Here is a 20,664-nt window from a genome sequence, read left to right on the forward strand (position 1 = left end):
AGTCAAACGACTTGGAGCCAAACAATCACCCAAGCGACACAGCGTGGGACAAATCAACTTTTTGACCTTGCTCAACCTTTGACTGTCCCAATTGGTTGGTCAAAAATGACAAGGAAGTTATTTAACCTTAAAATTCAAGGCAATATTTATGCAATTTGTATTGCTGGTGCTGCCTTACTAAATCACAAGACAATTTATTCAATTTTCAAGACACTTGAAAAAAATTATCAAGGTACCGGCACTTATGACACAGTTATAAGACATTTTATTGATGGATTAAAAGCAGAGTTGAGAAAGCAACTGAATATTGAAGACTTGGCAACAGCAACGACAATTATGAATTTAGAATTTATTGTTAGTGGTTATGTTGACCAAGATGTTTCTAAACCAAGAATTGAAAGTTGGCTTGTTTTATCAGGAACAGTTCAAATTGAAGGTGGTGGTCAATTGACAAAAGGTGAATTTTGTAAATGGACAAATATTGTAAACGGACAACATACTTTTGGTGGATGTTGGATTGGGCGTGCAGAGTTTATTTCGCACTTGGTTACACACACCAATCCTCAAATGCCTCCTATTCAAGGACAGTATGAATTGCTTTCTTTAACAGATGCAGTTGATTATACAAAATTTTTGGTAGACTTCACTTGCGACTATCAACGTTTTGCTGCAATGGTTCCTGACTGCGGAAAGCCAATCATCAGTGCGACTTTGACACCTGAACAATATGACGAACAAATTATCAAATAGAAAAACTAGATATAACAGCACCTACCCAAAAGTGGCGGTTCATTGGTTAAATCAAGTTTTGTACTTCTATCAAAGTTGGTGCTTGGTTGACAGTGAAGCGCTTCGAAATCGCCACCTTCTGGTGGAAGCAAAACTTAGGAATAAGTTTCGGATGTTCTAATAAATGAATTATGAAGGAAATTTACGAATTCAAACTAAAGGGAATTTTCTTTGAGAGCATTTTTGTAAAAAGTCAAGTAGTAATCTAAATAAAAAAGTTTAAATTGCATACGAAATTAAATTCAAAAATAGTAAACTAATCCGTACACCAAACCGTACACCATTTTATAGAAAAACATCTTTTCAAGAGCAAAAAACGTATATAAATTGATAAAAAAATCAATTCATAACCCTGAGGTCGGGAGTTCAAATCTCCCTCTCGCTACAAAAAGAAACCCTTAACTATCAATAGTTAAGGGTTTTTTATTGGAAGTCACTATTATTTGTGTTGTCTACATTCATCAAATGAACTATCTTGAACTATTTTATAAAAAATTATTTATTATTTTTATAGAAAAAACATGATAAGTAAAAATATTTTACTTGAAGCCATTTACAATAAGACCGGAGTTTATATAACAACCAAAAATGATTGCCGTAAAGTAAGTCAATTTATTGCTGCTGAAAAAAATGGATTTTTATCAGAATCAACTTTGTATCGATTTTTTTTATACAATTCAAATTCAAACAAACCCTATAAAAACACTTTTAATGTTCTAGCTAGATTTTGCGGATACCCTGATTGGAATGCATTTTTAAAATATTATGACTCTAATTACTTATTTAATGAACCAAAATTTTTAAACAAGTCAGTTGAAGTAGTTATTGAGAATTTTGTTGTAAATGAAAATTTCAGTGCATTAATAGAGATCTTCGACACACTAGAAAATGAAAATTATAAAACCAAAGAGTTTTATGGAATTAAAACTTTTTTGAGCTTTAGCAAAACAAATCTATTTCCGAAATTTATTAAAGAGTATGGATCGCATTGGTTTGTGCGAAACATATTGATTGAAGCGCTATATGATCCACATCATAGAATAAATGGCTATTCAGAAGCTATTGAAAATTATATGCTGGCATCAAATAAAAATTCAGAAAATTATCTTCAGGATTTAGTTTTTGCTCAATCGGTGTTATTCAGACACTATAATTTAATTGGAAGCAAAAAAGCAGACAAATATGGGGAAAAACTATATCAAGAAACTGATATGGATATATCTATGAAAAATCTTCATATTTTTCCAAAAACCCGATTTATGACCTATAAATTTTGGTACCTAAACCAAAAAAGCGATTTGACAATTCAATTTAAAACTTACAGTAAACTTTATATAAATTGGATAACTAAAGAAATTCAAAATACAAATTCTGTAATTGAATTAAATATTATATATCAAACAACTTTAGAGGTATTTCAAAACTTAAACTTAAATACCCTCAAAAACAAAGTTAGTTTACTAATTAAGAATAAAATTAAATATCAACAAGCTGAAAATATTGAAATTAAAAAATTACATAACGCAAATGGATTATTAAATATTCTGCCAGTATGATATATATCTTTTTATCAATTTTGTTATTTTCATTAAACAATGTATTATGGAAAAAGAACTTACAGGATTGTTCGGTTCCATTCTTAGTTGGATACAGGGCTTTATTTACAAGTCTAGGAGCAATAACAATAACAATAACATTATATACTAATGAATTTAGCTCACTATTTAATCTGCCTTTATATAGAATCACATTAGGATCAATTTTTGGGGTATTAGGTTTATTTTGCATGCTAATTGTCATAAAAAAAGCACCTCTACAGTGGCTTGGTATTTATAATATCGTTAGCATTATTTTTACTGCTTTATACTTACACTTCTTCGAAAAAATTCCTGTATTTAAATCATTTATAGGATTGTTTTTTATCCTAACAGGGTTTATATTCTATATTTATTACAATAATGAAAAAGAATATAAAATAAGTTTTAAACAACACATTTATTTAATAGCAATGACTTTCGCTTTTGGAACTTCATCTATTATCCATTGGAAGAATTTAGGTACAAAAGTTCCTCCCATAATAATTATAGCCAATCAAGAATTAGTTGTTTTTATAACAGCAGCTTGTATTACTCTAACTAAAATTAAAATCACCAAAATTAAAACCGACGTAAAGAAATATTTTTTCAACGCATTATTCATGGCATTCATAATTTTTCTTGGGTTATTATTTAGCTTTTTAGGGCTTCAAATTACCAATCCATTAATTTCCAGCATACTATTCTTAGCTACACCACTATTGACTATAGTTTTCGGATCTATTTTTTTTAAAGAAAAAATGAGTTCTTTAAATATTGTTGCTGTAATTATCATTTCAATTGGAGCATTTATAGTACACTACCAAAACAATTAAGTTGAACTAAGTTGAACTTAAAATGCAATTTTTTACTTCCTATTTTTACAATACAAATTAAAAATAGTGGAGTTCAGAACCCACTCTAAAAAACGGGGCGAAACTGAAAAGCCAAAAGAGTAGGAAGTAAAATCATTTTATTATGCCAAAATTTATTCTAACAAAAAAAAGATCAACATCTTGGGAAACCTTAAAAGAAGGAGAAACAATTGTTATTGAAATATCTTCATCAAATCTTCATTATTCTGATGTAAGTAGATATTTAGAGAAAATAGGTAAAAAACCAAAAGCTATGGAATTAAGTTTAAATTCATTTATTGTTGAAAAATTATAAAAGATAAGAAAATGGCAGGTAAAAAAGCATTGGGTTCTTGGGATGTAAATGATAAAAGAACAAAAGCAGGAAAAGAAAAACACCTACAAACAAACGGTGTTAAAATGTTTGATGCAACAGTTGGGATAGCTGGTAATTTATTTGGAAAAAGTAAAAAGAAAAAACCAATAAAAAAGTCAAATTCATATAAAGAGACTTATGATTACCCAGAAAAAGAATTAACTGAAGAAGAAAAGCAACTGATTATTGAAAAAGATAAAAAATCATTACCATATATTATAGGATTAGCCATAATTTGTGTAGTATTAGTGATTTTTTTCTGGATTTTCATCATCTCCTTGTTCTAATTAATGAAAGATATTAAATCCATTTATTGTAATCGATATGGTTTTCGAGACTTTTACAAAATTACAACTGAATTAATTAAAAAGAACAGTTTGTTTTGTGAACAAAAATTATATGAAACTTCAAAAAGTATAATCGATAAAATCGAATGCCAAAATGGTGATATTCGGGTTGATTTACCAATAAGTTTAGGAAAAGAAAACGCTAAATATCGTTTTGCTATTTTAGGCTTAGAACCTAGAGATTCAAATTCAAAATTCAATATAGAACGTTCTGGAAAATTTGTATTTGGAACTCCTTTTGGAATTGAATACTGGACTGAAAAAAATAAATATTACAGATGTTTTGAAGAGCTATTAAAAAGAGACGATTGTTATCTTTATTTTACAGACGTAGTAAAAGAATATGAAGTAAAAACCTCAAAGGTAGAAGCAGATTTTAACGCTAGAAAAACATTTTGGAAAAAAGCTGCTGATACTGAAAACTTATCATTTTTAAAAAAGGAATTAGAAATAATAAATCCAACTCATATAATTGCTTTGGGAAATGATACGTATACTTTTTTAAATCAACAATTCGGTGATAAAGTTATTAAAGTAGTGCATCCAAATGCCAGACAGAATATGCAGTCCAAAGAAAATGCATGGGATCTTGCAAAAAAACAATTGAATGTTATCTTTAATTAATCCTATTCAATTTGATTTCGATTAATTCATTTAGGGAGTTCAAATCTCCCTCTCGCTACAAAAAAGCCCAGTTTAACGACTGGGCTTTTTTATTTAACGGTTTTATTATTTCTAAAAACAGAAGGTGTTTGGTTTTTCTTTTTTAAAAATACGCGGTTAAAATAACTCAAAGTTTCAAATCCGCATTCAAAGGAAATTTGGCTGATTGTTTTATCGGTTTGCAATAACAAACGGGAAGCCTCATTAATTCGAATTTCATTTAAATAATCGGAAAAAGTTTTACCAGTAGCTTTTTTGAAAAATTTACAAAAATTACTTTCTGTTAAATAAATTTGGCTAGCCACTTGCTTTAAAGTGATGTTCGAATTGAAATTATTTTGAATAAACAAACAAACTTCATTGATGCGCAATTCACTTTTTTTGGAGGCAATAGTGTGAAATGTGTTGGGTGTAATTAACTTGTAGTTTGATTGCGCTAATTGGTTTAAGGCAGAAATTAATTGCAAAATCCGATCTATCCCCTCTTTCTCAATTATCGTTTTAATTGCTTGAACCAGGTCTTGTGTTGCTTCAAATGCAATCCCTCGGGCCGAATTTTCTAATAAATTTTTAATGAGATGCGCTTCATCAAAACCTAAAAAAGACGTGATGAATTCTTTGGAAAACTGAATCACAATGGCTTCAAAACTTTCATTCTCAACGGCCTTTCCAGTCCAAGTGTGGGGCAAATTTGGGCCCAATAAAACCAAGTCACCTTCGGTGTAGTTTTCATAAGTGTTGCCCACAATTCGGTATCCATTTCCTTTTACAATGTAGGTCAATTCATATTCGGGATGATAATGCCATTTGAATTCAAAAAAAGGAACCTGAAATTGGTACGCATAAAAACTCGAAGTTCCTTGTTGCAATTTTATATCTTCTAATACCGCTTTCATGGCTTATATTTTACCAATTTGTATAAATAATTACAAATATAATTCAATATAGTATCATAATTTAATAATTTAATGTTAAATCAACTACTTTTGAATGATTAGTTTTGAAATTAATTAACTGAATCAAAGCTTGATATGACAGAAAATATTCCCAATTCAATTCAGGAACACCTTAATGACCCCTATTCTTTGAGTCAAGACCAAATTGACTTCTATCAACAGAATCGATTTATTAAATTAAAAGAAGTGCTAAATAAAGAAGCGCTTGCCTTTTTCAATGCCGTAATTTCGGAACAAGTGGAACTAATGAATCAAGAACAAACTGCTCTTGAAGAACGAACTACTTATGGAAAAGCATTTTTACAGTTGTTCAATCTATGGTTGGAAAATTCAATGGTAAAAGAATTGATTTACAGCAAACGAATTGCAAAAATAGCCTCCGATTTGATGCAAGTAAACGGAGTTCGTTTGTACCACGATCAAGCCTTATTTAAGGAAGCAGGAGGAGGTATAACGCCATGGCATGCGGATCAATATTATTGGCCATTGGAAACCGACAAAACCGTTACGGCATGGATACCGTTGCAGGAAACACCACTCAATATGGGTCCGTTAGAATTTAGTGCAGGTAGCCATGTAATTGTGGAAGGTCGCGAATTGGAAATCAGTGATAAAAGTGAAGAACTGATTGAAAAAAAATTACGCGTCACCGATTTTACGCATGTGATTGAACCATTTGATGCGGGTGAAATTAGCTTTCATTCGGGTTGGGTATTTCACAGAGCGGGAGCCAATGCAACCGATGAAATGCGAAAAGTGATGACCATAATTTATATGGATAAAGATATGATTTTGAAAAATCCAGAAAACACCAATCAAGAACACGATTGGAAAACATGGTGTCCTGGAGCAAAAATTGGAGAAATTATTGACTCCCCTATCAATCCGTTATTATATTCCAACTAATTATGAAAATTAAATTTCTTTGCACCTATTGGGGAAGCGAAAATTTATCTGCGAAAGCATTTTTATACAAAGCCATCGAAGAGGGTTATGAAGGTGTAGAAATTAATTTTCCAGAGGATAATTCATTTTTAGAAGAATTCCTAAATGAACTAAAAATCATTCGAGAAACCATCAACCCTGATTTCTTTTTTATTGCGCAACAAGTTTTGCCCAATAAAGTAGAATCGGTAGAAGACTATTGCCACAGGATTAAAACGCGATTGGAATTTCTAACAAAATTGAAACCCAACGCGATCAATTCCCATACTGGAAAAGACTTTTTTGAGTTTAGTGAGAATTGCAAAATAATTGAGCTTACCGAACAAATTTCTAAAGAAACAGGAATTCCCATTTGGCATGAAATCCATAGAGGCCGATTTTCCTTTCATTTAAAAACACTCTTGAAGTACCTTGAAATCTATCCGAAATTAAAACTTATTGCGGATTTTTCACATTTTTGTGTAGTTTCCGAAAGTAATTTAGACGATCAAAAAGAATTGCTAGAGCAATTATTTCCAAATATAAAGCACATTCATGCCCGAATAGGATTTGAACAAAGTCCGCAAGTAAACAATCCTTTTGCACCAGAATGGGAAGTTTATTTAAATCAATATCGAAATTGGTGGCAAAAAATTCTTGAAATTCAAAAGCAAAAAAATGTTGAATTCACAACCATCACTCCCGAGTTTGGCCCTTATCCCTACATGCCTCAAGAGCCTTATACTTTGAAACCACTTTCTAACCAATGGGAAGTTAATTTACAAATGAAAAGCTACCTTCAACAAAACTTAGAATAAGATGAGTTTACAAAAAAGCAACTTAAAAATATTAGTTTACTTCTTGATTTTATTGAGCTTTAACAATGCAATTGCTCAAAAAAACTCCAAGTTTGTCAACACTTTTATTGGAACCGATGGAACCGGGCATACTTTTCCAGGGCCTTCCCTACCCTTTGGAATGGTTCAGCCGGGACCCGACAATTCTATTGAAGGATGGAATCACACCAGTGGCTATCAATATAAAGATACCTTGCTTCTGGGATTTTCTCAAACCCGTTTTAGCGGTACCGGAATTGGAGAAATGGGAAACATCTTGTTACTTCCATTTGAGGAGACCAAACAAAATTTGAAAAACAGTTACCACAAAAAAAGTGAAAAATCAGCTGTTGGCTATTACACCCTTACTAAAAAAGACGGTATCAAAGTAGAATTAACTTGCTCAGAAAGAGTGGCGTTTCATAAATACACCTACCCCAATCAAAAGGCAAAACTACTACTCGATTTTCAACACGGATTTCAATTTTTGAACGACAGTTTGGTATTGGAAAGCGACATCAAAATAGAAAATGCAAGCACAATTTCGGGGTATTGCAAAACCAAAGGTTGGGTAACCAAAAAATATTTTTTCTCTATTGAATTTGAAACTCCTTACAATGCAATTAAAGAATTAGCCAGAGAGAAAAAACAAAATGCACCCAAATATATTTTAGATTTTAATTTGCCTCAAAGCAAACTATTAAATATCAAAATTGCACTTTCTACGGTGAGTTGTGATGGCGCAAAAGCGAATCTAATTGCGGAGATTCCGCATTGGGATTTTAATAAAGTGAGGCTAGATGCCGAACAAGTTTGGGATGCTTATTTGAATAGAATAACCATTGAAGCACCCCGTAAACAGAAGGAATTATTTTATACTTCGATGTACCATTTATTGCTTCAACCTTCAAATATTGCCGATGTAGATGGAAAATATCGAGGAGCAAATGATGCAATTGGCTTGGCGCCAAATAAAGAATATTACTCTACATTATCCATTTGGGATATCTATAGAGGAGCCTTTCCATTATTACAAATTATTGCTCCCGAAAAAATAAACGGAATTGCAAACACCTTGTTGCTACATCATAAAGCAGCTGGTTTTTTACCAATTTGGACTGCTTGGGGGCAAGACAATTATTGCATGATTGGAAACCATGCTATTCCCATGCTACTTTCGGCTTACACGAATGGGTTTAACGATTTTGATAAAAATGAAACTTTCAAAGCCATGCTTGAAACTTCCACTAAAAGTCACATCAACTCCGATTGGGAATTGTACAATCAATACGGATATTACCCATTGGATAAGTTAGATAACGAGGCGGTATCAAGAACCTTGGAGAGTGGTTTTGATGATTGGTGTGTAGCACAAATGGCATCCAATTTGAACCAAAAAAACGAAGAAGTTATCTTTAACAAAAGAGCTCAATACTATAAAAATTTGTTTGATCCCGAAACCAAACTCTTTCGCGGAAAAGACACCAAAGGCAATTGGAGAACTCCATTTGATCCACTTACAGCAACCTCTCCCATGAACAATCCGGGAGATTATACCGAAGCCAATGCGTGGCAATATTTTTGGACTCCGGCTCAATATGACATTGAAGGCATGAAAAACCTATTGGGTGGCACCTCAGCATTCACAAAAAAATTGGATGCTTTTTTCACCACACAAAGTTTGAATCCAAATAAATTTTTGGGGCAGGAAGCCATGATAGGTCAATATGCACACGGCAATGAACCTAGCCACCACATTGTGTATTTGTATGCCTTTTCGGATACGCCAAAAACCGGACAGAAATACATCCATAAAATCATTAATGAGTTTCATAATACTACTCCAAACGGAATGATTGGTAACGATGATTGCGGTCAAATGTCGGCTTGGTACATCCTATCAACTTTAGGATTTTATCCTGTAAATCCAACCAATGGAGAATTTGTGATAGGCGCTCCACAGATTAAAAAGGCAACGCTTCAATTAGCAAATGGGAAACTATTTTCGATCCATTCGGATGATTTTTCAAAAAATACCCTGTACCAAAACGAGTGCTTGCTAAACGCAATTCCATTACAAAAACCAATTATCACCTATTCAGAAATCATGAATGGTGGGACACTTCGATTTAAAATGTCAAAAAAATAATTATCATGAAAAAAAATCTTCTGCTACTAATATTAGCAATTTCAATTCAATTGAATGCTCAAAATAAACCCATTGAAAAATACAAACCGTTTCCATTTGGGACTGTAAAACCTACTGGATGGATTAAAACCCAAATGCAATACGACATCAATGGTTTTGTGGGCAATCTTGATAAATTGGTTCCCGACTTAATTAACGATCCCATATATAGCACCGGAAGATTACATAAGAATAGTGTGGCAAAAGATTTGGGAAACTTAAAAGATGGAGATGCTGAAGGCAGTGAGCAATACAAATGGTGGAACAGCGAAACGCAGTCTAATTGGTGGGATGGATACATTAGAAATGTGGTTTTACTGAATGATAAAGCCGGACTAAAAAAGGTTGAAAAGTACCTTGAAAATGTACTTAAATCTCAGGACGAAGATGGTTACATCGGAATTTATGCCAAAGATTTACGCTATAATTTCAACTCCGAAAACGGAGAATTATGGTCTAAAACTACTATGTACCGAGGGTTATTGGCTTATTACGAATACAGCAAAGACAAAAAGTTATTTCTGGCAATTGAAAAAGCAGTAAATAATGTCATGGTAAATTATCCTATTGGAAAATCCAGCCCCTATTTTTCGGGAGCTAATTTTAATGCCGGGGTGTCTCACGGACTAACTTTCACTGATGTTTTAGATAAAATGTATCAAATTACAGGTGATAAAAAATACATTGAATATGCTCAATTTTTATATTTAGATTTTTGCAAAACCTATCAATCGGAGAAGGATGCCAAACTAGAAAATATCTTCAACCCAAATTATAAACTGCAATCCCACGGTGTACATACCTACGAACATTTAAGACCGTTACTCGTGGCTTCCTATTCAACAAATAATCCCGAATTACAAAAAGCATTAGAAATATATAAACAACGTATAGAAAAAACTACTACACTTACTGGAGGTGCAATTGGTGATGAATGGATTGGTCAAAGAACTGCCGATGCTACAAATACAGGATATGAATATTGTTCGTTACAAGAATTATTACATAGTTATTCGATGTTGTTTCAAAAACAAGGAAATACAAATACAGCTGAAGCGGTTGAAACGATTTTCTATAATGCGGCACAAGGTGCTCGAAATCCAAATCATTCTTGTATAGCCTACTTAAAAACCGATAATTCCTATGAAATGGAAGGCACGAAAAATGGAGAAATAGAACCCAACAGAAAACAAATTCGTTATAAATATTCACCAGCTCACCAAGAAGTGGCCGTTTGTTGCAATCCAAATGCAGGTAGAATTACACCTTATTTCCTGGAAAATTCTTGGTTATTAGAAAATAAAAACACCTTTGTTAATGCGTTGCTTGGTCCAACTAAATTAGAATCAAATTTAAACCACAACCCAATAGCCATAGAAGTTGTTACAGAATACCCATATCAAAATAAATTTACTTATAAAATAACAAACCCGAATTTGGCTTCATTCAAAATCAAAATAAGAAAACCTTCTTGGGCAACTGAAATTGTTACAACTGAAAAATATAAAATTGAAGATGGATTTTTATTATTTGATAGAAAATTCATGAAAGCAGATTCCATTCAAATAGAATTTAAAACAGAAGTCAGCATTAAACAAGATGCGAATCAGGAAAAGTATTTCACTTATGGAGCGCTTTTTTATGCTAAAGCTATTGATGCAGAAGAACAAAAAGGCAAATCGTATCTAGAAGGATTTAATGATTATTTGTATAAACCAAAAAACAACTTTCGCTACCAATTTGTAGAAACAAATAAGGCCGTTTATGAAAATAATCAAATAAAATTAAGTGCAAAAAATGCTATTACCAACCAAATTGAAGAAATTACTTTAGTTCCTTTTAGTAAAACTATATTGAGACAAGTGAGTTTTGGAATGGAGAAATAATGTTATTTTCTTTATTTTTTTCTCTCCATTACATAGTTCACCATAAGGGTCAAACTATCTTTGTAAACCGATTCTGGGTAGTCTTGAATCAATAACAGGGCTTCTTTTTGAAACTCTACCATTTTTTGTTCGGCGTAAGCCAATCCGTTTTTGTCTTTTACAAATTGGATGACTTCTTTCACGCGCTTTTTATCCTTGTTGTGATTTTTAATTGAGTTGATGCACCAACTTTTTTCTTTATCAGTACAATGATTTAAGGCGTAAATTAAGGGTAAAGTCATTTTTTGCTCTTTGATATCAATTCCGGTTGGTTTACCAATTGCCTCATCGGTATAATCAAACAAATCGTCTTTTATTTGAAATGCCATTCCGATAAGTTCTCCAAATTTTCGCAACCTTTCAACTTGTTCTTCATCCTCAGAAACCGATTTGGCTCCCAAAGCACAACAAGCCGCAATAAGAGTAGCTGTTTTTTGACGGATGATTTCGTAGTATACATCTTCGGTAATATCTAATCGACGTGCTTTTTCAATTTGCAGTAATTCGCCTTCACTCATTTCTCGTACTGCCACCGAAATGATTCGAAGTAGGTCAAAATCTCCGTGATCTATAGAAAGCAACAAACCTTTAGAAAGTAAATAATCGCCTACTAATACCGCAATTTTATTTTTCCAAAGGGCATTAATTGAGAAAAAACCCCTTCTTTTGTTGCTATCATCAACCACATCATCATGAACTAAAGTAGCGGTATGAATTAATTCGATTACACAAGCACCTCTGTAAGTGCGTTCGTTAATTACGCCTCCCGAAACCATTTTAGCCGTTAAGAAAACAAACATAGGACGCATTTGTTTTCCTTTTCGGTTTACAATGTAATAGGTAATCCTGTTAAGTAAAGCAACTTTGGATGACATCGATTCGTAGAACTTTTTTTCAAAAAGTTCCATTTCCTGTTGAATCGGCTGCTTTATTTGCGAGGTAATATTCATTAGGCCAAAGATACAACATTCCAACAATTTGAAAATTATTTTTATATTAAGATTAAACCTTTTATATTTGTTTAAGTCTTAAGTTTAAACCAATTAATATTTATACCTATGAAAACAAGAAATTTTATTAAAATGGCAGTTTTAAGTGCTGGTGTTTTCTTTGCAAGTTGTTCTAAAGACAACAAAAACGACGATGGTATTACTGCAGCAGATGCAGCTACTCATTCTAAAATGGATCAAGTATCTAACGACGTGGAAGATGTTGTAGAATCACAATATTTTGCTCAAAACCCTTCTGTATCAGGAAAACCTTCTGATATTGCAGCATTATTACCTGCATGTGCTACTACAACTGTAGTTATAACAGGAACAACTTGGACTCGTACAGTAGATTTTGGTACAACTGGTTGTGCTATGCCTAATGGAAACGTGTTAAAAGGAAAAATTATTGCTAGTGGTAGTACTACTTTTACAAACACCAACTATGTAATTACCTATACATTTGAAAACTTTTATCACAATGATGCTTTAGTGCAAGGAACAAGAACAGTTACTAGATCTGTGATTGGTACAACTGCTAATTCAAATGCACATCCTGTATATGTGATGGATATTAATATGTCGGTTACTTTCCCAACATTAGGAACTTATACTCGTGTAGGTACTAGAACTAGAGAATTAATTGAAGGATATACTACTTCTGTTGTAACAGATAATATTTATGTAGTTACCGGAACTTGGACTACTACAAAACCAGATGGAAATGCACACACAGTAACAATTGTTAATCCGTTGCGTTTTGATATTGCAGGTTGTCCTTTATACAAATTAGTTTCTGGAAGTTTCCATATCACTAAAAATACTCATTATGCAGATATTGATTATGGAACTGGAACTTGTGATAACAGCTACACTATTTCAATTGATGGTGGAACTCCAGTAGCGCATACTTTCTAATAAAAAGTTAGTTATAAATTCAAAAAAGTCCCATTTCATGGGACTTTTTTTATGATTCTTTATTTGCTAATTGGCCGCAAGCCGCATCAATATCTTTACCTCTGCTTTTTCTTACTTTGGCCACAATATTGTGTTTAGTTAATTCTTTAATATACAAATCTATTGCTGCGTCTGAAGCTTGTTGAAACATTCCATCATCAATGGGATTGTACTCAATTATATTCACTTTACAAGGCACATATTTGCAAAATTTAACCAATGCATCAACAGCTTCTTTTGTGTCGTTTATTCCGCCCCAAACTACATATTCATAGGTAACTTTACTTTTTGTTTTTTGATACCAATATTCTAATGATTCTCGTAATTCAGTTAACGGAAAGTTGGTACTAAATGGCATAATCTGGTTACGTACATTTTCAATGGCAGAATGCAAAGAAACTGCCAATTTGAATTTCACACCATCATCGGCCATTTTCATAATCATTTTGGGTATACCCGATGTGGAAACCGTAATTCTTTTTGGAGACATTCCAAGTCCTTCATCGGAGGTGATTCGGTCAATTGCTTTAATGACATTGTTATAATTCATTAACGGCTCACCCATTCCCATAAAAACAATATTCGAAAGCGGTCGGTTATGGTACAATCTGCTTTCGCTATCGATAGCCAAAACTTGATCATAAATTTCGCCCGGCTCTAAATTTCGCATACGCTTCAATCGAGCGGTAGCACAAAAATTACAATTCAAACTGCAGCCCACCTGAGAAGACACACATGCAGTTGTTCTTGTATTAGTAGGAATTAATACACTTTCTACCACTAAGCCATCATGTAACCGAACCGAATTTTTCACCGTACCATCAGCACTGCGCTGCATGGTATCTACCTTAACATGATTGATTACAAAATGAGCTTCAAGCATGGCACGCGTTTCTTTAGAAACATTGGTCATGTCATCAAAACTATGGGCTCCCTTACTCCACAACCATTCATAAACTTGATTCCCACGAAAAGCTTTATCGCCATTGGCAACAAAAAAATCTCGAAGTGCTTCTTTAGATATCGCGCGAATGTCTTTTTTCTCAATCATGATGCAAAGGTAAAACAATTAGTTGATTTGGTTATTTGTGTTTTGTTATTTGTAATTTTGCAAAAAAAATAAAAATACCATGCATTTCATATCCGAAGAATTAGAAGCCTACGTAGAACACCATTCGCAAAGCGAACCGGAATTATTGGTGAAACTTTTTAAAGAAACGCATCAAAAAATTCTACAACCCCGAATGCTTAGCGGTCATTTTCAGGGGCGTGTGCTAAGTATGTTATCCAAAATTATTCGTCCAAAAAATATTCTAGAAATAGGAACCTATACGGGATATGCCGCGTTGTGTTTGGCAGAAGGAATGCAAAAAGAAGGCACTTTAGATACCATAGATATCAAAGAAGAATTAGTTTCCATTCAGCAAAAATATTTTGATTTATCGCCATGGAAGGAGCAAATAACGGCTCATTTAGGAAATGCTTTGGATATTATTCCGACATTAAATAAAAAATACGACTTGGTTTTTATTGATGCCGATAAAGAAAATTACATCCATTATTTTAACTTGGTAGTACCTATAATGAACCCAGGAGGCATCATCCTTTCGGATAATGTATTGTGGAGTGGAAAAGTATTGGAAGAATTAAATCCAAAAGATACGAGTACCAAAGTACTTTTAGAATACAATCAAATGGTTAATAATGACCCAAGGGTGGAAACGGTTTTGTTACCCATCCGTGACGGATTAACAGTATCACGAGTGCTTTAAATTTTATTGAAATACTTTTGATAGAGCGCGTGAAAAACCAATCCTAAAGCAGCTCCAAATAGATATCCAGTTAAAATATCAGTAGGAAAATGTACGCCTAAATAAATTCTGCTGTAGGCAAAAATGATTGGATACAGAAAAATAAAAAAAGAATATTTATAGTATTTCTTCAAAATCAAATAAATAAAAACCATGGAAGCCATAGAATTGGCGGCATGCCCAGAGAAAAAACTATACGTACTTGAATGGTGAATAATTCGAATAATACCTTTTATTTCAGGATCATTACAAGGTCGTAATCTTTGAAAAGTAGTTTTAAAAAATTCCACAGAGGTATCGCAACAAAGTAATATTACGGCAATAAATAGCACTACAATTCCTAATTTTTTTCCTCCAATATTTTTATATAAAAGAAACGCTAACAATAAGAAAAACGGAGTCCAATAGGCTTGTTTTGTAATTACTAACCAAAGCCCGTCAAAAGTTGGAGATCCTAAACTATTTAAGAAAATAAATACTTTTTTATCTAAAGCAATGATTTTTTCAAGCATTACATTTTGCGTTTAATAGGCCCTGTAGCCTCCTCTATTTCTTCATCTATCTGAGAAACAATAGCAGCTGGTTCTTCAAGAATATTTTTACCAAAATCATTAGAGGAAGATGCAACGGAAGATTTTATTTCTTCCACATCTTTGGTTAAAGAATGCGTGATTTGCTTTACTGAAGCATCTATTTCTTTTATATCTACGCTATTTTGTATTTCGTTTTTAATCTCATTCGTAGCATTTTTTAAAGTTGCTACAATTTTGGCGTAGCCTTTCACAACTTCAGGAAGGTTTTTAGAACCAAATAATAAAAAAGCTACAAGCAAAATAAAAAAGAATTCTCCTCCAAACATGGTATTGCAATTTAAAAAGTGTTACAAAGGTACAAAGTTCTTAATCAAATTTTGATTTAACTTCTTCTTTTGGCCAACTATTATTAGACAAATCGATATCTGCGGTTTCTAAATTTGGGTCCAACTTAATTTTTACAATTGCTTTTTGAGTAGCAAAAGTTCTATTTACCTCTTTATCGTTCATACGCCATATTTGCGCCGGGAATTTTTGAATTTCAGTGGTTCCATCTTCATAGGTTAACTCCACAATTATTGGCATTACCAAAGCACCTGGTTTATCAAAAGTTACCTGATAGAAATATTTAGGCTCGTTTAATTTAGCGCGTTCTTCTGCAGTAAAATGAGCAGTTACATACTCATTTAACGCCGCAAAATCGGCAATTTTAAATGGTTTATTCAACTCGGTTTTATAATCTTCGCTGCCTTCTGCAATCATATAAACCATTGGCCCTGGTTTACTATCACGGCGGCGTTGTTTTTTCATAAATTCGGTTACTTCTTTTGAAGGTTCGTTACTTACAAAATACTTTTTCACTTCTTTGATTCCAATATCATTAGCATCAGTAGTGTAGAACCAACCTCTCCAAAACCAATCCAAATCAATTGCAGAAGCATCTTCCATGGTTCTAAAGAAATCTTCAGGTGTTGGATGTTTGAATTTCCAACGGTTGGCATAGGTTTTAAATGCATAATCAAATAACTCAGGTCCCATTACGGTTTCACGTAAAATATTTAATGCTGTTGCTGGCTTTCCATAGGCATTATTTCCAAATTGACGGATGCTTTCTGAATTGGTCATAATTGGCTCCAATCCTTTTTGATCACCGCTCATGTAAGGAACAATATTTTTTGCAGGTCCGCGTCGTAGTGGAAATTTTGGGTCAAATGATTTCTCAGCAAGAAATTCCATGAAAGAGTTCAATCCCTCATCCATCCAAGTCCATTGGCGCTCATCTGAATTGATAATCATTGGAAAAAAGTTGTGTCCCACTTCGTGGCAGATCACTCCAAGCATTCCGTATTTGACACCATCCGAATATTTTCCATCTGCATCTGGACGACCAAAATTCCAGCAAATCATTGGATATTCCATCCCTTGATCTCTAGCATTAATCGAGATTGCTTTTGGATAAGGATAATCAAAAGTATAGCTTGAATAACTTTTCAAAGTATGCGCCACCATTCGAGTAGAATATTGCTCCCAAAGTGGATTTCCTTCTTTTGGATATAATGAAATCGCCATAGCTGTGGTAGAACCAGTTTTTACGGCCATAGCATCATAAATGAATTTTCTAGAAGTTGAAATTCCAAAATCACGCACATTTTCTGCCTTGAATTTCCATGTTTTTTTCTTATCAGAAAAACCTTTTTCAGCTGCTTCTGCTTCTGCTTGCGTTACTACTACCACCGGATTGTCAAATGACTTTTCTGCCTGAGCGTATCGAGCCAATTGAGCTGGTGTGAATACTTCTGATCTATTTAATAAAGTCCCTGTAGCTTCTAGAATATGATCTGCAGGAACGGTAATGTTCACTTCAAAATTTCCGAAAGGCAAAGCAAATTCTCCCGATCCCCAAAATTGCATGTTTTGCCAACCTTCCACATCATTATATACTGCCATTCTTGGGTAAAACTGAGCCAAAACATACAAATTATTACCATCTGAATCAAAATGCTCGTAGCCAGATCGACCACCGTCAATTGTATAATTATTAATATTATACCACCACTTAATTGAAAACGAAATTTTCTCTCCGTGTTTTAAAACTTTAGGCAATTCCACACGCATCATCGTTTGATTGATGGTATAATTCATTGGTTTTCCTGATGCATCTTTAACAAATTCGATGTTAAAACCTCCATCAAAATCGGCTTCTAAATATTTTCTAGAAAATCCTTGAACCCCCATAGCAGGATCAGTTTTATTACTTTCAACCAGTGGCGAAAGTGACTTACGTGATTGTTGGTTTTGGTCCAATTGTACCCAAAGATAATCAAGTGATTCTTTGGCATTGTTGGTATAGGTAATTGTTTCTTGACCGTAAAGTTTGGTGTTTTTATCATCCAATTCAACATCAATTTTATAATCGGCTTGTTGTTGATAATATTCTGGCCCTGGAGCTCCGGAAGCGGTACGATACATATTTGGCGTTGCCAACAAATCATACATCTGCTTAAATTTATCTGGATTTTTTTCACTTGGATTAGCCTTTGGAGCATCTTGTGCAAAGATTCCAATAGAAAAACAAAGAAAAACAACTTTAGTTAGGGTCGAACAATGGTGCATATCAATTAATTTTTAAAGTATAAAAGTAATTTATTTTTCAATAACAACTACTTCCGATACTATTTTAACATTCGTTTATAATCGTCAGAATTCAGCATGATGGTTTGCTTCACTCCATTAATATTGGTTTGCATAATATTTTGCTGTTCTGAATTCCATTCCATCAATATAGAATTCTCAATTTCAATTTTAGCTATTTTAGTGATTTCTGGTATTCGAAGATAGCAGATCAACACATTTGCTTCCAATTCTTTACTCAAATAAGTCATTGGTTTCAGAGCTCCATTCACTTTAATAAGGAATTTCTCTGAAAGGTATTTTTTCAAATTTTGCTCATCTTGTGGAGTTTCTTGATCTGAACCTAAATTTGATTTCATATGGAATTTTTTTTCCAAAGCCGCATTTAAATCGTCTACAAAAATTCTTGAAGTAACCTGAATTCGTTTCTTTTGAGGCACATAATCAACTTGAAAAATACCCATATAATATTTATGAATCCCCATTGAAGAGAGGGATAAAAGCAATAGAATTAAGGTGAAAAATTTAAAATATTTAGACACTTTATAGGTTTAGATGAAACTAAAGTCCAAATGTAGTTTAATTTATTTATCCTTCAAAAGTTGGTTGTATTTAACTGCAAGATCATTCATAATAAATGTCGCCATGGTTTTATTTTTGGACTTCATGGCCTCAGCAAATTTTGCATCTTCAACAATATAGTATTCAAAACCTTTAACATAATCTTCAGGTATTTTAAGCGTTTGAATAAAGTACTTCCTTTCAAACCATCCTTCCACTTTATCCATTAAAGTTTCTTTTTTCTCAACTTCAACTTCTTTTTTAAGCATGGTAGTCCGACCTGACATCCAATTTAACAAGGGATCTAAACCGGAAGAAAAACCAATAAAATTACCAAGACCAAAGCTAGAATAAGGGTTGGATGCTGCATTTAATTTTCGCTCTGCTGGAGTATAATGTTTGGTGTTTGGTGAAATTATCCCGAGTGAAACGGCGTTAATATTTTTGTATTCATTGATTCGTACATCATCTAAAAATCGAACAATTGGATCCATTTTTACAAAAAACAATTCCTTATTGAAATCGGATTCTTTTACTGCTATTTTTAAAGCTTTGAATTGTACCGAAGAAAAAACTAAGGTATCTCCTGCATTTGCTTGAATTTCAAAATAACCTCCGTGTTCCGTTAAAGTAGCTTCTCTAGATTTTAGATTAGTTATATAAATTCCCTCCAAATCAGAATTTGTTGAAGTCACTTTTCCATTTAACTTTCTGAATACCAAATTGGATTGTGCCGAAACAACATTCAGAAATAAAAACAGTATTAAACTAAACTTAATTGCCTTCAAGGAATAGAAATTAAATAATTTTGGTAAAAGTATTTCAAAGTTTTGCAAAAGCACAGCCAACGGCTTGATAATTTTTTGTTAATTATAAATTTGTAGTTTTGTACAAATAATAATTTTCAATGAAAAACCTAATCATAGCAAGCACTTCTACAATTCATGGCGGATCCTATTTGGATTATTTATTACCCGTTTTGGAACAGCATTTTGAAAATTGTGAAACCGTACTTTTCATTCCATATGCTCGTCCTGGCGGGATTACCGAGGATGCATATACTGAAAATGTTCGGGCTGCTTTTTTAAAAATAAATAAAAAAATTGTTGGCTTACATAGTTTTGAAAACCCAGCCGAAGCCATTGCTTCTGCCAAAGGAATTTTCACAGGAGGCGGAAACACCTTTTTGCTGGTAACTCAATTGTATGAAAACGAAGTAATGGAAGCATTAGCTAAAGCAATAAAAAATGGCACGCCTTATTTAGGAACTAGCGCCGGTAGTAACATTACTGGAATTTCGATGCAAACTACTAATGACATGCCCATCGTATATCCACCAAGTTTTAAAACTTTGGAAGCTATTCCGTTTAATTTAAATCCGCATTATTTAGATCCAGATAGTAATAGCAAACACATGGGTGAAACTAGAGAAACGCGTCTTAAAGAATTTCATGCCTTTAATTCTATTCCTGTTTTAGGATTACGAGAAGGAAGTTGGCTTGATGTAAAGGGAGAATCAATAATATTAAAAGGGCCTTTAACAGCAAGATGGTTTACACAAAACCAAGATCCAATAGAACTTGAACCAGAAACCAATTTAGCAAGTTTATAAAATAAAAAACCCGAATCAGTTGATTCGGGTTTTTACTTGCAGAGCGGAAGACGAGGCTCGAACTCGCGACAACCAGCTTGGAAGGCTGGAGCTCTACCAACTGAGCTACTTCCGCATTGAGAGTGCAAATATAAAGTA

The 20,664-nt window shown here is 33.2% G+C and carries 21 protein-coding genes and 1 tRNA gene; 13 read left to right on the forward strand and 9 right to left on the reverse strand.

The features are described 5' to 3' along the window. Window positions 1–105 precede the first annotated feature (105 nt). The 6 genes from ACKOWY_RS02885 (at window position 106) to ACKOWY_RS02910 (ending at window position 4,564) form a co-directional block, all read left to right on the forward strand. Window positions 106–750: a hypothetical protein gene (locus ACKOWY_RS02885; RefSeq protein ID WP_408939939.1), complete on the forward strand. Its 645-nt coding sequence runs from the start codon at window positions 106–108 to the stop codon at window positions 748–750. A 560-nt stretch (window positions 751–1,310) separates the two neighbouring features. Next, window positions 1,311–2,345 carry a hypothetical protein gene (locus tag ACKOWY_RS02890; RefSeq protein WP_408939940.1) on the forward strand — a complete coding sequence of 345 codons (1,035 nt, stop codon included), beginning with the start codon at window positions 1,311–1,313 and terminating at the stop codon, window positions 2,343–2,345. Beyond that, window positions 2,342–3,199, forward strand: a complete 858-nt coding sequence (locus tag ACKOWY_RS02895; RefSeq protein ID WP_408939941.1) for an EamA family transporter — start codon at window positions 2,342–2,344, stop codon at window positions 3,197–3,199. The genes ACKOWY_RS02890 and ACKOWY_RS02895 overlap by 4 nt, the downstream gene beginning before the upstream one ends. 142 nt (window positions 3,200–3,341) lie before the next feature. Then, window positions 3,342–3,533 (forward strand): hypothetical protein, encoded by a 192-nt coding sequence (locus ACKOWY_RS02900; protein ID WP_408939942.1) that lies wholly within the window; start codon window positions 3,342–3,344, stop codon window positions 3,531–3,533. A gap of 11 nt (window positions 3,534–3,544) precedes the next feature. Further along, the gene (locus ACKOWY_RS02905) at window positions 3,545–3,880 is read left to right on the forward strand and encodes a hypothetical protein (RefSeq protein ID WP_408939943.1); all 336 of its coding nucleotides are present in this window, start codon (window positions 3,545–3,547) and stop codon (window positions 3,878–3,880) included. A gap of 3 nt (window positions 3,881–3,883) precedes the next feature. After that, window positions 3,884–4,564: a uracil-DNA glycosylase family protein gene (locus ACKOWY_RS02910; protein WP_408939944.1), complete on the forward strand. Its 681-nt coding sequence runs from the start codon at window positions 3,884–3,886 to the stop codon at window positions 4,562–4,564. Window positions 4,565–4,653: 89 nt separating this feature from the next. Here the strand turns inward: ACKOWY_RS02910 and ACKOWY_RS02915 are convergent, their stop codons facing one another. Next, a complete protein-coding gene (locus tag ACKOWY_RS02915; protein ID WP_408939945.1) occupies window positions 4,654–5,499 on the reverse strand; it encodes an AraC family transcriptional regulator in 846 nt (281 codons plus the stop codon). 135 nt (window positions 5,500–5,634) lie between these two features. Here ACKOWY_RS02915 and ACKOWY_RS02920 point away from each other — a divergent pair, with 135 nt between their 5' ends. Genes ACKOWY_RS02920 through ACKOWY_RS02935 form a run of 4 tightly spaced genes read left to right on the forward strand, consistent with a single transcriptional unit; the run spans window position 5,635 to window position 11,393 of the window. Next, window positions 5,635–6,465 (forward strand): phytanoyl-CoA dioxygenase family protein, encoded by an 831-nt coding sequence (locus ACKOWY_RS02920; protein ID WP_408939946.1) that lies wholly within the window; start codon window positions 5,635–5,637, stop codon window positions 6,463–6,465. 2 nt (window positions 6,466–6,467) lie between these two features. Further along, window positions 6,468–7,301: a sugar phosphate isomerase/epimerase gene (locus ACKOWY_RS02925; RefSeq protein WP_408939947.1), complete on the forward strand. Its 834-nt coding sequence runs from the start codon at window positions 6,468–6,470 to the stop codon at window positions 7,299–7,301. Window position 7,302: 1 nt separating this feature from the next. Further along, window positions 7,303–9,468, forward strand: coding sequence for a GH92 family glycosyl hydrolase (locus tag ACKOWY_RS02930; protein WP_408939948.1), 2,166 nt, complete (start codon window positions 7,303–7,305; stop codon window positions 9,466–9,468). Window positions 9,469–9,473: 5 nt separating this feature from the next. After that, the gene (locus ACKOWY_RS02935; protein ID WP_408939949.1) at window positions 9,474–11,393 is read left to right on the forward strand and encodes a beta-L-arabinofuranosidase domain-containing protein; all 1,920 of its coding nucleotides are present in this window, start codon (window positions 9,474–9,476) and stop codon (window positions 11,391–11,393) included. Window positions 11,394–11,404: 11 nt separating this feature from the next. Here the strand turns inward: ACKOWY_RS02935 and ACKOWY_RS02940 are convergent, their stop codons facing one another. Continuing rightward, window positions 11,405–12,382, reverse strand: coding sequence for a polyprenyl synthetase family protein (locus ACKOWY_RS02940; RefSeq protein ID WP_408939950.1), 978 nt, complete (start codon window positions 12,380–12,382; stop codon window positions 11,405–11,407). Between the two features lie 108 nt (window positions 12,383–12,490). On the opposite strand from ACKOWY_RS02940, the gene ACKOWY_RS02945 reads away from it, so the two are divergent. After that, window positions 12,491–13,339, forward strand: a complete 849-nt coding sequence (locus ACKOWY_RS02945) for a hypothetical protein (protein ID WP_408939951.1) — start codon at window positions 12,491–12,493, stop codon at window positions 13,337–13,339. A 49-nt stretch (window positions 13,340–13,388) separates the two neighbouring features. Here the strand turns inward: ACKOWY_RS02945 and rlmN are convergent, their stop codons facing one another. Then, a complete protein-coding gene (gene rlmN, locus ACKOWY_RS02950) occupies window positions 13,389–14,432 on the reverse strand; it encodes a 23S rRNA (adenine(2503)-C(2))-methyltransferase RlmN (protein WP_408939981.1) in 1,044 nt (347 codons plus the stop codon). A 76-nt stretch (window positions 14,433–14,508) separates the two neighbouring features. On the opposite strand from rlmN, the gene ACKOWY_RS02955 reads away from it, so the two are divergent. After that, window positions 14,509–15,150 carry an O-methyltransferase gene (locus ACKOWY_RS02955; RefSeq protein WP_408939952.1) on the forward strand — a complete coding sequence of 214 codons (642 nt, stop codon included), beginning with the start codon at window positions 14,509–14,511 and terminating at the stop codon, window positions 15,148–15,150. Here ACKOWY_RS02955 and ACKOWY_RS02960 read toward each other — a convergent pair. The 5 genes from ACKOWY_RS02960 to ACKOWY_RS02980 form a co-directional block, all read right to left on the reverse strand. Beyond that, on the reverse strand, window positions 15,147–15,701 hold the full coding sequence (locus tag ACKOWY_RS02960) for a phosphatase PAP2 family protein (protein WP_408939953.1): 555 nt from the start codon (window positions 15,699–15,701) through the stop codon (window positions 15,147–15,149). The two genes, ACKOWY_RS02955 and ACKOWY_RS02960, sit on opposite strands and share 4 nt — an antisense overlap. Continuing rightward, on the reverse strand, window positions 15,701–16,048 hold the full coding sequence (locus tag ACKOWY_RS02965; RefSeq protein ID WP_408939954.1) for a twin-arginine translocase TatA/TatE family subunit: 348 nt from the start codon (window positions 16,046–16,048) through the stop codon (window positions 15,701–15,703). Before ACKOWY_RS02965 ends, ACKOWY_RS02960 begins: the two co-directional genes overlap by 1 nt. Window positions 16,049–16,088: 40 nt before the next feature. Further along, the gene (locus ACKOWY_RS02970; RefSeq protein ID WP_408939955.1) at window positions 16,089–18,335 is read right to left on the reverse strand and encodes a M1 family metallopeptidase; all 2,247 of its coding nucleotides are present in this window, start codon (window positions 18,333–18,335) and stop codon (window positions 16,089–16,091) included. Window positions 18,336–18,394: 59 nt separating this feature from the next. Continuing rightward, window positions 18,395–18,838, reverse strand: a complete 444-nt coding sequence (locus ACKOWY_RS02975; protein ID WP_408939982.1) for a DUF6702 family protein — start codon at window positions 18,836–18,838, stop codon at window positions 18,395–18,397. 99 nt (window positions 18,839–18,937) lie between these two features. Then, on the reverse strand, window positions 18,938–19,702 hold the full coding sequence (locus ACKOWY_RS02980) for a hypothetical protein (RefSeq protein ID WP_408939956.1): 765 nt from the start codon (window positions 19,700–19,702) through the stop codon (window positions 18,938–18,940). A gap of 119 nt (window positions 19,703–19,821) precedes the next feature. Here ACKOWY_RS02980 and pepE point away from each other — a divergent pair, with 119 nt between their 5' ends. Beyond that, entirely contained in the window at window positions 19,822–20,526 is a 705-nt protein-coding gene (gene pepE, locus ACKOWY_RS02985; RefSeq protein WP_408939957.1) for a dipeptidase PepE, read from the forward strand. Between the two features lie 42 nt (window positions 20,527–20,568). On the opposite strand, the gene ACKOWY_RS02990 is transcribed toward pepE, so the two are convergent. Beyond that, a tRNA-Gly gene (locus ACKOWY_RS02990) sits at window positions 20,569–20,641 on the reverse strand. Window positions 20,642–20,664 lie beyond the last annotated feature (23 nt).

This window comes from Flavobacterium sp., assembly GCF_046073885.1.
Classification (GTDB): Bacteria; Bacteroidota; Bacteroidia; order Flavobacteriales; family Flavobacteriaceae; genus Flavobacterium.